Source organism: Paenalcaligenes hermetiae, assembly GCF_039543645.1.
Taxonomy (GTDB): Bacteria; Pseudomonadota; Gammaproteobacteria; order Burkholderiales; family Burkholderiaceae_B; genus Paenalcaligenes; species Paenalcaligenes hermetiae.
Genome location: NZ_BAABKD010000009.1, coordinates 246,095 through 259,253, shown reverse-complemented (window position 1 = coordinate 259,253; position 13,159 = coordinate 246,095). Strand labels below are relative to the sequence as shown.

Here is a 13,159-nt window from a genome sequence, read left to right as displayed (position 1 = left end):
AATGACTTAATACACTAACTAAAAAGGGGATTGTATGTCTTTATTATCCACTCGTCACATTGCCGCTACGATCTTTGCCTTAGGAACCGTTGCTGTGGTGTCTCCTGCCATCGCCCAACAAGGTACGGCCACCGGCGAGGTACGGCGGATAGATGCGGCCGCGGGTAAAATCACCCTAAAACACGGTAGCATCGATGCGTTAGAGTTGCCAGGCATGACATTGGTTTATTTGATTGATCCGGCTTTACTGGGGGATATTAAACCGGGAGACAAAGTCAAGTTCACGGCAGAGCGTCGTAACGGTGAGTACGTGGTGATTAAAATCAGCAAATAATCGACATTGTTTTTAGTCGGGATCAGATAATAAAAAACCACTCGTTTGAACAACGAGTGGTTTTCTGCTTTGGAAAAAATTAAAGTACGTAGCGGGCTAGATCTTGGCTGCCAGCAGTTTCTTCCAGTTTTTCATTCACGTAGTCGGCGTTGATGACGACATGCTGTTGGCCCTTGGAGCCAGCGTCGTAGGAAAGGTCTTCAAGCAGCTTTTCCATGACGGTGTATAAACGACGGGCACCAATGTTTTCGGTGCGTTCGTTGACCTCAAAGGCTAACTCAGCTAAGCGACGGATCCCATCCTCTTGGAATTCAAGAGTAACGTCCTCGGTGGCCATCAGTGCGGAGTATTGCTTAGTTAGAGACGCATCCGTATCCGATAGAATTTGTACAAAGTCATCCGCGGTTAAGGAGTCTAATTCTACGCGTATAGGGAAGCGGCCTTGCAGCTCAGGAATGAGATCAGAGGGGCGAGAAAGATGGAAAGCGCCCGAGGCAATGAACAAAATATGATCCGTGCGTACCACACCGTATTTGGTATTAACGGTTGTGCCCTCGACCAAAGGCAAGAGGTCACGCTGTACCCCTTGGCGAGAGACTTCGCCGCTACTATTGCCTTCTCGAGCCGTAATTTTATCGATTTCATCTAAGAAAACGATGCCGTTTTGTTCGGCGTTGCGTACGGCTTCGGTGCGTAACTCTTCTTCGTTAACGCGTTTGGCTGCTTCCTCTTCAACCAGCAGTTTGAATGCCTCTTTGACTTTCATTTTGCGGGCTTTGGTTTTGTCGCGACCTAGACCAGCAAACATACTGCGCAGCTGCTCGGTCATTTCCTCCATGCCGGGAGGCGCCATGATTTCCATGTGAGGAATAGCCTGGGCCACTTCGATTTCAATTTCGGTATCGTCGAGCTTGCCTTCACGTAGACGCTTACGGAAGGTTTGACGCGCCGTGTTTTCTTCGCGCTCTGGCTCGCCCATGGCATTACGAGCAGGGGGGATCAAGACGTCTAAGATTCGATCTTCTGCGGCGTCTTCGGCTTGTGTTTGGACACGACGCATTTCGACTTCACGGGTTTGCTTGACAGAAGCATCGACCAAGTCACGGATAATGGTTTCCACATCACGTCCAACATAACCCACCTCGGTGAATTTAGTGGCTTCGACTTTAATAAATGGTGCGTTAGCGAGCTTAGCTAAGCGACGTGCAATTTCAGTTTTACCCACACCGGTAGGCCCAATCATCAATATGTTTTTGGGCACAATTTCATTACGAAGGGGTTCGGCGACCTGTTGGCGACGCCAGCGATTACGTAGGGCAACCGCCACAGAACGCTTAGCTTTATTCTGACCAACAATATGTTTGTCGAGTTCAGAGACGATCTCGGCGGGAGTCATGGTTGTTGCGGACATAGATACGACCTGATGCAAAAAATTATAGGGTTTCGACGATGTGGTTTTGATTAGTGTAAATACACAAATCACCCGCAATTTCTAGGGATTTTTTTACGATCTCGGCGGGAGATAGGTCTGTGTTATGTAATAACGCTAGACCTGCAGATTGGGCATAAGACCCACCTGAGCCAATCGCAGCTAAACCATGTTCTGGTTCGAGCACGTCCCCGTTACCGGTCAGAATCAGCGTATGCTCTTTATCAGCGACAATAAGCATTGCTTCAAGTCGACGTAAGACTCGGTCTGTACGCCAATCACGAGTGAGTTCTACAGCAGCACGGAGTAGGTGGCCTTGGTGTTTTTCTAGTTTGGCCTCGAAGCGTTCCTGTAGGGTAAAGGCGTCAGCCGTAGCCCCAGCAAAGCCAGCTAAGACTTGGTCTTTGTAGAGACGTCGAATTTTACGAGCTGTGCCTTTTACCACAACGTTGCCAAGAGTAACCTGGCCGTCGCCACCAATGGCGACCTCGTTGCCGCGTCGTACGGCGATAATAGTAGTGGCGTGAAATTGTTCCATTCTGATCCTTTACGTTATGTGTAATAGTACGTGGGGGTCATTTTTTATATTTCAAGACATCTAATAAACAAAGCCACTCAATGAGTGGCTTTGGTTGAAGCGCTGAAAGTGGATTAGTCTCCATAGAGCTTTTGCCGTTTTTCGCGACGCTCTTGGGCTTCTAGAGAGAGTGTGGCTGTAGGTCGAGCTAAAAGACGCTTTAAGCCAATGGGCTCACCCGTTTCCTCGCACCAGCCATACTCACCCGATTCAATTAGTGCTAGTGATTGTTGCACTTTTTTTAGAAGCTTGCGCTCGCGATCACGGGTACGTAATTCGAGCGCGTGCTCTTCTTCGATCGTTGCACGGTCAGCAGGATCGGGAGCGAACTGGGTTTCTCGTAGATTTTCGGTGGTCGCTCCTGCATTAGCAAGAATTTCTTGTTCGAGTTCGCGTAAGCGATTTTCGAAAAATGCCAACTGTGCCGCATTCATGTAATCGGATTCGGGCATTGCCAAGAGTTCGTCCACTGTTAACAGTTGATCTGGGTTTGTACTGACATTGCTTGCCATGATAGTTCCCTTTTTATCATCGTGGAGCTAAAGCTCCTGCCTAAGTTAAGCCTTGAAAGTTTAGGCCAAAAGCAAGGATTACACTAGACACTGCTCTAGTCCTTGCATAAAGACCTCCTTTGGAAGGTTGTGGCCTATAAACACGAGTTTAGTTTCAGGTTTTTCTTTGCCCAACCACGGCTTACCGGGTTCTGCGCCCATCATCATATGTACCCCTTGGAAAAGCATGCGGCGGTTAGCCCCTTTAAGGTAAATAATGCCTTTGTAGCGTAAAAGGTCGGGGCCAAATACTTGAACCACTCCGCCAAGAAAGTCCTCAAGACGTTCGGGGTCAAAGGGGCGGCGTGATTTAAATACAAATGCACTCACGCTATCTTGATGCGGTGCGTGGTGCTCATGATCACAGTGTTCATCACACTCGTGGTCATGATGATGATCATGAGTCTCTTCGGCAAGAAATTCTGGGTCAATATCCAAAATAGCGTTAAGATTAAAACCGCTAATATCGATAATTTCGTTTAGATCGGCTTCACCAAAATGAACAGAGGAAATTGGTGCGCGTGGATTGATGCGCAAGATGCGTTTGCGCAGCGCCTCGTACTCCTCATCAGAGACCAAGTCTTTTTTCGAGATTAAGATTCTATCAGCAAACCCGATTTGTTTTTGTGACTCGGCTTGTTTGTCGAGTGTGGTCATCCCGTGTTTAGCATCGACAACGGTTACGACGGCGTCCAGACGATAGTACTCAGCAATATCGTCATCCATAAAAAAGGTTTGGCATACTGGCCCAGGGTTAGCCATGCCTGTGGTTTCGATAATAACGCGCTCAAAATTGAGTTCGCCTTGTTGGCGTTTAACACGTAACTCGTTGAGGGTGCGTAAGAGGTCTCCACGTACAGTGCAACACACGCAGCCGTTGCTGAGCTCGATAATTTCTTCTTCTCGATCCTGAACAAGTAATTCGTTATCTATGTTCTCAGGGCCAAATTCATTTTCTATTACCGCAATACGGCGCCCATGGTATTCGGACAGGATGCGCTTGAGCAGCGTGGTTTTTCCTGCACCTAAAAAGCCGGTAAGCACCGTGACAGGCACCATGTTTTCAATAGCGGTAGACATATAAAGGTCCCTCGAATAAATCTATGCGATTACAGCACAGCCAGCGCCGAAGCGCAAACAACAAAAAAGATGCTTACTTATGTGGGGACGATTGGTGACATTGCAAGCAAACAGCGCGTAACTCGGTTTCTGGGCTTGCTAAAGCAAAGCCAGCCTGCAGGATACAGTCGTTAATTTGCTCGCTTAGGCGCGGTGCTCGCATTTCTGCTACCGCTCCACACTGCGTACAAACCACTAGTAGGTCATGTGGTTCACCTGCCACATCCACACATGCCGTCCAAGCGTTAATGGCGTCTAAACGGTGAATTAAGCCTTCTTCGGTTAAGAAATCTAAGGCGCGGTATACCGTAGGGGGGGCGGCATTAGGCTGGATGGTTTTAATCTGATCAAGCAGTTCATAAGCTTTTAAACTGCGCTGCGCGCGGATGAGCAGTTCTAATACCTGTTTACGTATGGGGGTCAGGCGTTTTTGACGCTGCTTACAGAGCTGCTCGGCATTATGCAATTGCTGTTCTATCGCTTGAGGGGTGAGTACATGTATAGGCATAGGCATAGTATAAAATAGATTCGATATGTTATAACATATCAAACTTATACTTGATGAGATAAAACATGAAGTCCCGAAAGAATCATTCATATACCGGATCGACCTTATTGTGGTCGGTAGGGCAACGACTACTGCTAGTTACGGTAGTCGTTGGTTGCATGTGGCTATTAAGTGCCTGGGCATTAGGTTGGCTATGAGTATACCCATCATTGAGCTTGAACATGTCAGTTTAGGTTGGCGCGGTAAAACAGCACTACGCGATGTGAGCCTACAGTTTCATCAAGGGGGGTTATATGCCATTGTGGGGCCTAATGGGGCAGGTAAATCCACATTACTAAAAGCACTAACAACAGAGATTGCTCCGTTACAAGGGCAGGTACGTTTGGGTTTTAATCTGCAAAAAGATCTGGCTTTTTTACCACAACAGGCGGATATGGATCGCAGTTTTCCGATTACGGTGTATGACCTAGTTGCGATGGGGGCTTGGCCACGAATCGGTGCTTGGCGCAAAGTAGACTCAGCCGAGCATAAACGTATCCAGCACGCTTTAGAAAAAGTGGGTTTAAGTGGTTTTGCGGCGCGACGTATTCATACCCTATCGGGAGGGCAGTTTCAGCGGGCCTTGTTTGCGCGCATGATACTACAAGAGGCCGGTGTGATTTTATTGGACGAGCCCTTTGCTGCAGTAGACAGTGACACGACGCAGGCCTTATTGGCATTGATACTTGAATGGCATGAACAAGGGCGTACCGTGATCGCCGTATTACATGAAATGGAAATGGTACAGAAGCATTTCCCGCAGTGTGTGTTGTTAGGTGGTCAGCTGATTGCTCAAGGGCTAAGCACAGAGATCTTAACACCAGAAAATTTGCATTTGGCGCGCCATCTTTGTGCGGGAGACTTTTAGCCATGCTGATGGATTGGTTAATTGCCCCTTTTGTGGATTTTGGGTTTATGCGCCGTGCGCTAGCAGGTTCGTTTGCGCTGGCAATTGCGGCGGGACCACTGGGTGTGTTCTTGATTTTACGACGTATGAGCCTAATGGGTGATGCGATGGCGCATGCCATTTTGCCTGGAGTGGCAGTGGGCTTTTTGACGGCGGGTTTATCGCTGGGGGCGATGGCGCTTGGTGGTGTGCTGACAGGGCTAACGGTGGCTCTTTTAGCGGGGGCCGTGGCACGTTTGACGCCTTTGCGCGAGGATGCGAGTTTTGCGGCGTTTTATTTGGTGTCTTTAGGCTTAGGGGTGCTCTTAGTATCACTACGTGGCTCTAATATGGATTTGCTGCATGTGTTATTTGGCACAGTGCTTGGGCTAAATGACGAAGCATTGTTATTAGTTACAGCCACCTCCACTTTAAGTTTGATCGTCTTGAGTCTGATTTATCGTCCCTTAGTGATGGATTGTTTGGATCCGTTCTTTTTACGTTTGCAGTCCAAGCGTATGGGGTGGGTACATGCGATTTTCCTTGTGCTGTTAGTTATGACGTTAGTTGCGGGTTTTCAAGTATTGGGAACATTGATGGTGGTAGGGATTATGATGCTGCCGGCGGCATCAGCTCGGTTTTGGGTGCATTCAGCTAGCCAGCAAATGGCCTGTGCTGGGGGGCTGGGGGTGGTGGCATCGTATTTTGGGTTGCTGTTGTCCTTTCATGCTGATGTGCCGGCCTCGCCAGCCATTATTTTGGTAGCAGGAACCATCTATTTTTTATCGATATTTTTTGGGCGTTATGATGGGATTTGGCAAGTGATACGTCGTTCCATACGCGCTTATCAACGAGTAAGTACTGGGGGAAAGAATGATAAACACGTGGATTAAATCCGTTGGGTTTGGCGTAGCTTTTGGGATTTGGGCGCTAGGCTCAGCACAAGCAAAGCCGCTCGAGGTTGTAAGTAGCTTTTCCATTTTGGCAGATATGGTGCAGCAGGTGGGCGGGGATAAGGTGGTTTCTACTGCAATCATAGGGCCTGAGAGTGATGCACATAGCTTTGAGCCACGCCCGAGTGATGCTAAAACTCTACAGAAGGCTGACTTAGTCCTGATCAATGGAGCCCATTTTGAAGCCTGGCTGCCACGGCTTGTACAGTCTGCGGGGTATCAAGGTAAGGTAGTGGAAGCGATTGAGGGTATTCCGTTACGAGCGTACGAAGAGGAGCATGAGCCTGGTCACGATCATCATGATGCGCATGACCATCATGGGCATGACCACGGTGAGTACGATCCACATGCGTGGCAAAGCTTAGCCCACGCGCAAGTGTACGTGAAAAACATTGCTGAAGCTTTAATCGAAGTCGATCCTGAAAACAGTGTGTACTACTCACAGCGAGCCAAGGATTACACTCAGGCCATACAGCAATTGCACCAACGCTTTGTCGAGGATTTTGCACGGATTCCCGATCAAAATCGTACGGTAGTGACCTCGCATGATGCATTTGGCTATTTTGGGCAGGCTTATGATATTGAGTTTTTGTCCCTACTGGGGGCGTCGAATCAAGCTGAACCTTCGGCAAAGGAGCTGGCTGGTTTGATTGATTATATGCGAGACAATCATGTTAAAGCTTTGTTTATGGAAAACATCTCCAGCCCTAAACTGTTAGAGCAGATTGCACGGGAAACCCACGCTAAAATAGGCAAACCGTTGTACTCAGATGCTTTGGCTAAAGCCCCGCATGCTGCGTCTACGTATTTGGGTATGATGCAGTGGAATGGTGAAGCATTGCTAGAGGCTCTAGAGCCCTAGGTTTCGGGTGGACGTTGATGACGCGGGTGCAGTTTAAAAAACTGGGCTCGCTGTTCGTCGCTTAGTTGGCTGAGGCTTTGTGTGGAGCTGATATTGGCGTGTCCCAACAGCTGTTGAACTCCTTGTGTGTCATTCGAAGACTCAAGTAAATGGTTAGCAAAACTATTGCGCAAGCGATGAGGAAACACCGGTTTAGGGATGCCAACCTGTTGGGCGCGTTGCTGCAGTTGTTTTTGGATGACACGGGGGCTAATGCGTTGGCCTCGTACCCCTAAAAATAATGCGGCAGCACTGTCCATATCAGTCAGCGGTGAGTGGAGTACCGCAGGGGAAACGAGTTCGGCACGCTTATCTAGCCATTTTTTTAAGGCGGTAATGGCTTTACTACCGATGGGCAGGGTGCGCTGACGTTCTTCTTTGGTGTGAATCGTGACCTCGGCTGTTTCAAGGTCAACCCACGCTTTGGATTGGTAGTGTGGGGTTTGAAAAGGGTGGGTATCCAGTGCCACCAGCTCAGCCAGCCGTAAGCCACTGGAATATAAAAGCTCAAACATAGCTTGGTCACGCCAAGCCACGGCATCGGCATCCTTGTCAGGGATCGCGTTCAGCAGCTTCTCAGTGTGGGTAATGGATAAAATTTTGGGTGCGGGGATGGGACCGCTTGGGGCACGTAAATGGAGCGTAGGGTTATAGTTGGTTTGATAGTGCTGACTAAACCAGTTAAAAAAATTACGCCACGCTGATAGCATGCGCGCCAGACTGCGCGCTTGTATGCCCTCGGCCTGAAGTTGCCCCAGGGCAAATTGTAAATGGTTGGGGGCGTAACGAGCTGGTGAGGGCAGTGGATATAAACGGGTTAGATGAGCCAGGTCGCGTCGGTAAGCCGCGATGGTGTCTGCTGCCGCTTGCTCTGATTGCAGGTGCTGCAACCATTGTTGAATAGCTGCTTCTGTATCAGGCAATGTGCTTTTGTGGTTCATAATAACGAGTTAACATAGCCATAAAAATTTTCCCCATCGCCACTAAAAAATCCGTACCAATGTTGTAGGTAAAGCGAGAGGCCATATCCGATCCTAACGCTAATGCCCCCACACAGTGTGACTTATCCCACGCATACAGAGGGATAAGCGCCATTGAGACCATGGGTTGTTTAAACCAAGCACCAGCTGGACTGCCTGACACAGGTCCCGTATAGGGGGCCTCTCTTCGCTTTACCCATGCCTTTATGTTGGGGCTAGTGTCGGCAACGGGGAAAGGGTGTTGATCCCACCAGAGCCGCAACTCAATACTTTGTAAGCCATATTGTTTTTGTAGGCTTGCACACATTTTTTCGCAAATCTGTGCTGCGGTTTGCGGTTTGGCTAAGAGTTCACATGTCCAGTTAAGTAAGGCTTGGCTAATGAGCTCATTTTCACGTGCATTATGTAAAAACTGGTGGATTTGCTTTTCGAGTCGTTGGTTTTTTTCTCGTAAGAGCAATGTTTGTCGTTCGGCCAAAGAAATTAACTTATCGGTACGAGGGTGCGGCAAGCGTAACCCTAAAAGTAGGTCGGAGCGCTCTAAAAAAAACTGTGGGTTTTGCGCTAAAAACCGTGCGACCTCTTCTGCAGAAACTGGGTAATGACGCATGGGTAAAAATCCTACAATAACTAACGTTGTAAAGAAGAAGGAATAGCAGGCGCCTCTGGAGGGATTTTATAACGGTTGTAGCTCCATAGGTACTGAGCGGGAAAACGTTGGATTAAGGTTTCCATGGCATTATTAATTGCATAGACCATACTTTCTAGCGTGGCAGGCTCAGGCAAGTGTAATCGTAAATAGTGAATACGCCAGCCTTGCCCTTTGGGCAGGCGTTCACCCGCGGTTAATACCACAGGTACATTGGTTTGCAGGGCTAGCTTGGCGGCTAGAGTCATGGTGTAAGCGGCGCGCCCAAAAAAAGGAGCCCACATGCCGTCACCTGAGCTTGGGACTTGATCAGGCAGCATGCCCACAGCCTCGCCGCGTTTGAGAGCTCGTAAAAATTCACGGATCCCACGTACGGAGGCAGGCACTGCGTTTAACCCCGGCATATTACGCGATTCGCGCATAGCTGGCTCGATAAAAGCTTGGCGGGGCGGCCGAAACATGACGGTAATTGGGCCATGTTTGACTAAGGTACGCGCTGTGATCTCAAAGCATCCAAGGTGGGGCGTTAAATACAATACACCTTTGCCCTCGGCGAGAGCTTGCGTAACGACGTGCTCATCAGTGGATATACATTTATGTAAACAAGTTGGGGTATCTAACCAGACTTTAGGGGTTTCTAAAATCATGGCGCCTGTTTCTGCTGCGGCTTGGCGTGCAAAAGCAGGGGAGTCGTAGCCAGCTTGGGCAGCGTTGGTGCGTAAACGATTGCGATAGCGGCCAGGAAATAAATACACGAGAACCCCAAGGCATCGGCCTATGCCATGAAGCCAGCGTAAAGGGAGTTTAGCAATCAGTTTGAGCAGAAACAAAAACATAATAAGTGAATGCGGTGTGGATAAATAACAATATAGTATGAATCTTCGGCTATTTTTGCTTAAAATAGAACTATCGCTGAGTTAACCGACAACTTGCGGAGCGATACTCTCATATAGAGACCTAAATTCCCGCTAAAGCGTCGCGCCCTGATATGTCTTGTTTAGGCTTTTTTGTGGTGCAACGCCCTTGCTTTAACTAAAAACCTACAGGATGTATTACTGTGGCACATAACGATTTTCTTTTTACTTCCGAATCCGTTTCCGAAGGCCATCCAGACAAGGTCGCCGATCAGATTTCTGATGCTGTTCTTGATGCGATTTTCACCCAAGACCCTAACGCACGCGTTGCTGCTGAAACCCTATGTAATACGGGTTTAGTTGTGCTGGCTGGCGAGATCACCACCACGGCCAATGTGAACTACATTGACGTGGCACGGGATACACTAAAGCGCATTGGCTATGATAATGCCGATTATGGCATTGATTATAAAAGCTGCGCGGTGTTGGTTGCATACGATAAACAATCTCCTGATATCGCTCAAGGTGTAGACCGCACCCCTGAGGAAATCATGAATCAAGGTGCTGGCGATCAGGGTTTAATGTTCGGCTATGCCTGCGATGAAACCCCTGATTTAATGCCAGCGCCCATTTGGTATTCGCATCGTCTGATGCAGCGTCAAAGCGAGCTACGCAAAGATGGACGTTTGCCATGGCTGCGTCCAGACGCTAAAGCCCAAGTCACTTTCCGCTATGTAGACGGTCAGCCTACCGAGGTCGATACTGTGGTGCTGTCTACTCAGCATGATCCAGAAATCAGCCAAAAGGACATTCACGAGGCAGTGATCGAGGAAATTATTCGTCCCACTTTTGCTGAAGGTCTACTCACAGAAAAAACCCGTTTTTTGGTGAACCCTACTGGTAAATTTGTGATTGGTGGTCCTAACGGGGATTGTGGCTTAACTGGACGCAAAATTATTGTGGATACTTACGGGGGGGCGTGCTCACATGGTGGTGGGGCGTTTTCAGGTAAAGATCCATCTAAAGTAGACCGTTCTGCTGCTTATGCGGCGCGCTATGTAGCTAAAAACATTGTAGCAGCAGGCTTGGCGCGCCAATGTGAAGTTCAGGTTAGCTACGCAATCGGTGTGGCAGAGCCAATCAACATTACGGTTTATACCAACGGCACAGGCATCATTCCTGATGATCAAATTGCTTTGATGGTGCGTGATCACTTTGATCTGCGTCCCCGCGGTATTGTGCAAATGCTTGATTTATTGCGTCCTATCTATACAAAAACGGCGGCTTATGGACACTTTGGTCGCAGCGAGCCCGAATTTACGTGGGAGGCCACGGATAAAGCAGCAGCGTTAAAAGCGGCGCTTTAATTTCACTTTCTATGGTGGCGGATGGTAAAATCCGCCGTATAGGGCTTGCTGCCACCCCCAAACCTGAGGAGCGTTGCGACCGTTATTGGCCAGGCTCAGGTTTGTGAAGTAAAACAGATATCGTTTTAACGACGCTCACCTTAATTCTGTGATCAGAGTAGGTGAGCTATTTTTTTGCTCCTGTTCTGATCACCGCATCACAGGAGCTTTTATGTCTACCTTTTCTGATTACAAGATTGCCGATATTGGTTTGGCCGAATGGGGTCGTCGTGAGATCGCCATTGCTGAAACTGAAATGCCAGGCCTAATGGCTACGCGTGAAGAGTACGCTGACGCTCAGCCTCTAAAGGGCGCGCGCATTGCGGGTAGCCTGCATATGACAATTCAAACCGCTGTGTTGATTGAAACTTTAGTGGCATTAGGCGCCGAGGTTCGTTGGGCATCTTGCAATATTTACTCCACTCAGGATCATGCGGCGGCAGCGATGGCGGCTAACCAGATTCCCGTGTTTGCCATTAAAGGTGAAAGCCTTGAGCAGTACTGGGAATATTGCCATGAGATCTTTAATTGGCCGGGTGAACAAGCCAATATGATTCTTGATGATGGGGGCGACGCCACACTGCTCTTGCATCTGGGGGCAAAAGCAGAAAAAGACCTATCCGTTTTGGATCATCCAGGTAGCTCCGAAGAAAAAGTCATGTTCGCTAGTATCCGGGCACGCTTGCAGCAGGATCCAACCTGGTACTCCACACGTTTGGCGCAGATTAAAGGCGTTACCGAAGAAACCACCACGGGAGTACAGCGTTTATATCAGATGTCTAAACAAGGTGAGCTAGCCTTTCCTGCTATCAACGTCAATGACTCGGTGACTAAGTCTAAATTTGATAATTTGTATGGCTGCCGTGAATCCTTGGTCGATGGGATTAAGCGTGCCACTGATGTTATGGTGGCTGGCAAAATCGCCGTAGTATGTGGTTTTGGGGATGTGGGTAAAGGTTGTGCGCAAGCTTTGCAAGCGCTACGCGCTCAGGTTTGGGTTACTGAAATCGACCCCATTTGTGCCTTGCAGGCGTCGATGGAAGGCTATCGTGTCGTTACCATGGAAGAAGCAGCAGATAAGGCGGATATTTTTGTGACGGCCACAGGTAACTACCATGTGATCACACGCGAGCATATGGAGCGCATGAAGGACCAAGCCATTGTATGTAATATTGGTCACTTTGATAATGAGATTGACGTGGCCTCGTTGGCGGATCTGGAGTGGGAGGAAATCAAACCTCAGGTGGACCACGTAATTTTCCCTGATGGTAAGCGTATCATCTTGTTAGCTCAAGGGCGTCTTGTCAACCTAGGGTGTGCGACGGGTCACCCCTCTTTTGTGATGTCGGCGTCGTTTACGAACCAAACTATTGCACAAATTGAACTTTTCAATCACGGTGAGCGTTACGAAAGTGGTAAGGTATACGTATTGCCTAAGCACTTGGACGAAAAGGTCGCTCGCCTGCATTTAGCTAAGCTTGGTGTGAATTTAACCACGCTAACAGAAGAACAAGCTAAATACATTAACGTTCCCGTAGAGGGGCCGTACAAGGTCGATCATTATCGTTATTAATTTTTTTTGGGCATCTGCAAGGTAGATGCCCTTTTTATAACGGAGCGTGGAAGATGACTTTATTACTCGTATGGATTTTAAACGCCGTAGCCTTATTGATCGTAGCCTACTTATTACCCGGTATTCAGGTGGCTAGTTTTGGTTCAGCACTGATAGCAGCCGTTGTTCTAGGGCTGTTAAACATGCTGCTAAAGCCAGTGCTACAAGTATTAACACTGCCACTCACGATTGTGACATTGGGCTTATTCCTATTGGTTATTAACGCTCTGTTATTCTGGCTGGCCGGCTCTATCCTCAAAGGATTTACGGTAACAGGCTTCTGGTGGGCGTTTATTGGGGCGATTGTGTACAGTATCGCTACCAGCTTATTGTCTAAACTTATTCCATAATTTAAAAATAA

At 48.3% G+C, this 13,159-nt stretch carries 15 protein-coding genes and 1 riboswitch; of the genes, 7 read left to right on the top strand and 8 right to left on the bottom strand.

The features are described from left to right. Positions 1 to 34: 34 nt before the first annotated feature. A complete protein-coding gene (locus tag ABD980_RS06955) occupies positions 35 to 334 on the top strand; it encodes a copper-binding protein (protein WP_300648490.1) in 300 nt (99 codons plus the stop codon). A gap of 79 nt (positions 335 to 413) precedes the next feature. On the opposite strand, the gene hslU is transcribed toward ABD980_RS06955, so the two are convergent. The 5 genes from hslU to ABD980_RS06930 all read right to left on the bottom strand — a co-directional run bounded on the left by hslU (position 414) and on the right by ABD980_RS06930 (position 4,524). Further along, positions 414 to 1,745 carry an ATP-dependent protease ATPase subunit HslU gene (hslU, locus tag ABD980_RS06950; protein WP_260649463.1) on the bottom strand — a complete coding sequence of 444 codons (1,332 nt, stop codon included), beginning with the start codon at positions 1,743 to 1,745 and terminating at the stop codon, positions 414 to 416. A 22-nt stretch (positions 1,746 to 1,767) separates the two neighbouring features. Next, positions 1,768 to 2,301: an ATP-dependent protease subunit HslV gene (hslV, locus tag ABD980_RS06945; protein WP_260649462.1), complete on the bottom strand. Its 534-nt coding sequence runs from the start codon at positions 2,299 to 2,301 to the stop codon at positions 1,768 to 1,770. Between the two features lie 113 nt (positions 2,302 to 2,414). Then, a complete protein-coding gene (dksA, locus tag ABD980_RS06940) occupies positions 2,415 to 2,852 on the bottom strand; it encodes an RNA polymerase-binding protein DksA (RefSeq protein WP_260649461.1) in 438 nt (145 codons plus the stop codon). A 78-nt stretch (positions 2,853 to 2,930) separates the two neighbouring features. Continuing rightward, entirely contained in the window at positions 2,931 to 3,971 is a 1,041-nt protein-coding gene (locus ABD980_RS06935; protein ID WP_345370579.1) for a CobW family GTP-binding protein, read from the bottom strand. 73 nt (positions 3,972 to 4,044) lie between these two features. Further along, positions 4,045 to 4,524, bottom strand: coding sequence for a Fur family transcriptional regulator (locus tag ABD980_RS06930; RefSeq protein WP_377536113.1), 480 nt, complete (start codon positions 4,522 to 4,524; stop codon positions 4,045 to 4,047). A gap of 187 nt (positions 4,525 to 4,711) precedes the next feature. Here ABD980_RS06930 and ABD980_RS06925 point away from each other — a divergent pair, with 187 nt between their 5' ends. From ABD980_RS06925 to ABD980_RS06915, 3 genes are read left to right on the top strand one after another with little or no spacing between them, the layout of a single operon-like run. Beyond that, positions 4,712 to 5,425, top strand: coding sequence for a metal ABC transporter ATP-binding protein (locus tag ABD980_RS06925; protein WP_300648483.1), 714 nt, complete (start codon positions 4,712 to 4,714; stop codon positions 5,423 to 5,425). A gap of 2 nt (positions 5,426 to 5,427) precedes the next feature. Then, positions 5,428 to 6,336, top strand: a complete 909-nt coding sequence (locus tag ABD980_RS06920) for a metal ABC transporter permease (RefSeq protein WP_345370576.1) — start codon at positions 5,428 to 5,430, stop codon at positions 6,334 to 6,336. Continuing rightward, positions 6,317 to 7,258: a metal ABC transporter solute-binding protein, Zn/Mn family gene (locus ABD980_RS06915; protein ID WP_345370574.1), complete on the top strand. Its 942-nt coding sequence runs from the start codon at positions 6,317 to 6,319 to the stop codon at positions 7,256 to 7,258. The genes ABD980_RS06920 and ABD980_RS06915 overlap by 20 nt, the downstream gene beginning before the upstream one ends. Here ABD980_RS06915 and ABD980_RS06910 read toward each other — a convergent pair. Genes ABD980_RS06910 through ABD980_RS06900 form a run of 3 tightly spaced genes read right to left on the bottom strand, consistent with a single transcriptional unit; the run spans position 7,255 to position 9,762 of the window. Next, entirely contained in the window at positions 7,255 to 8,238 is a 984-nt protein-coding gene (locus ABD980_RS06910) for a site-specific integrase (protein ID WP_345370572.1), read from the bottom strand. The two genes, ABD980_RS06915 and ABD980_RS06910, sit on opposite strands and share 4 nt — an antisense overlap. Continuing rightward, complete coding sequence (locus ABD980_RS06905; protein WP_345370570.1) at positions 8,213 to 8,887, bottom strand: DUF484 family protein; 675 nt, start codon at positions 8,885 to 8,887, stop codon at positions 8,213 to 8,215. The genes ABD980_RS06910 and ABD980_RS06905 overlap by 26 nt, the downstream gene beginning before the upstream one ends. Before the next feature lie 20 nt (positions 8,888 to 8,907). After that, entirely contained in the window at positions 8,908 to 9,762 is an 855-nt protein-coding gene (locus tag ABD980_RS06900; protein WP_345370567.1) for a lysophospholipid acyltransferase family protein, read from the bottom strand. A 221-nt stretch (positions 9,763 to 9,983) separates the two neighbouring features. Between ABD980_RS06900 and metK the strand changes: the two genes are divergently transcribed. The 3 genes from metK to ABD980_RS06885 all read left to right on the top strand — a co-directional run bounded on the left by metK (position 9,984) and on the right by ABD980_RS06885 (position 13,148). Next, the gene (gene metK / locus ABD980_RS06895) at positions 9,984 to 11,147 is read left to right on the top strand and encodes a methionine adenosyltransferase (RefSeq protein WP_345370565.1); all 1,164 of its coding nucleotides are present in this window, start codon (positions 9,984 to 9,986) and stop codon (positions 11,145 to 11,147) included. A gap of 59 nt (positions 11,148 to 11,206) precedes the next feature. Continuing rightward, positions 11,207 to 11,291: riboswitch (S-adenosyl-L-homocysteine riboswitch) on the top strand. 67 nt (positions 11,292 to 11,358) lie between these two features. After that, positions 11,359 to 12,759, top strand: a complete 1,401-nt coding sequence (gene ahcY / locus ABD980_RS06890) for an adenosylhomocysteinase (protein WP_260649452.1) — start codon at positions 11,359 to 11,361, stop codon at positions 12,757 to 12,759. A gap of 53 nt (positions 12,760 to 12,812) precedes the next feature. Continuing rightward, positions 12,813 to 13,148, top strand: coding sequence for a phage holin family protein (locus tag ABD980_RS06885; RefSeq protein WP_345370562.1), 336 nt, complete (start codon positions 12,813 to 12,815; stop codon positions 13,146 to 13,148). Positions 13,149 to 13,159: the final 11 nt, after the last annotated feature.

Coding starts and splice junctions, on each gene's coding strand:
- ABD980_RS06920 (WP_345370576.1), top strand. CDS start 5,428: ATGCTGATGGATTGGTTAATTGCCCCTTTTGTGGATTTTGGGTTTATG.
- dksA (WP_260649461.1), bottom strand. CDS start 2,852: ATGGCAAGCAATGTCAGTACAAACCCAGATCAACTGTTAACAGTGGAC.
- hslV (WP_260649462.1), bottom strand. CDS start 2,301: ATGGAACAATTTCACGCCACTACTATTATCGCCGTACGACGCGGCAAC.
- ABD980_RS06885 (WP_345370562.1), top strand. CDS start 12,813: ATGACTTTATTACTCGTATGGATTTTAAACGCCGTAGCCTTATTGATC.
- ABD980_RS06905 (WP_345370570.1), bottom strand. CDS start 8,887: ATGCGTCATTACCCAGTTTCTGCAGAAGAGGTCGCACGGTTTTTAGCG.
- ABD980_RS06955 (WP_300648490.1), top strand. CDS start 35: ATGTCTTTATTATCCACTCGTCACATTGCCGCTACGATCTTTGCCTTA.
- ABD980_RS06900 (WP_345370567.1), bottom strand. CDS start 9,762: ATGTTTTTGTTTCTGCTCAAACTGATTGCTAAACTCCCTTTACGCTGG.
- ABD980_RS06930 (WP_377536113.1), bottom strand. CDS start 4,524: ATGCCTATGCCTATACATGTACTCACCCCTCAAGCGATAGAACAGCAA.
- ahcY (WP_260649452.1), top strand. CDS start 11,359: ATGTCTACCTTTTCTGATTACAAGATTGCCGATATTGGTTTGGCCGAA.
- ABD980_RS06925 (WP_300648483.1), top strand. CDS start 4,712: ATGAGTATACCCATCATTGAGCTTGAACATGTCAGTTTAGGTTGGCGC.
- hslU (WP_260649463.1), bottom strand. CDS start 1,745: ATGTCCGCAACAACCATGACTCCCGCCGAGATCGTCTCTGAACTCGAC.
- ABD980_RS06935 (WP_345370579.1), bottom strand. CDS start 3,971: ATGTCTACCGCTATTGAAAACATGGTGCCTGTCACGGTGCTTACCGGC.
- ABD980_RS06915 (WP_345370574.1), top strand. CDS start 6,317: ATGATAAACACGTGGATTAAATCCGTTGGGTTTGGCGTAGCTTTTGGG.
- ABD980_RS06910 (WP_345370572.1), bottom strand. CDS start 8,238: ATGAACCACAAAAGCACATTGCCTGATACAGAAGCAGCTATTCAACAA.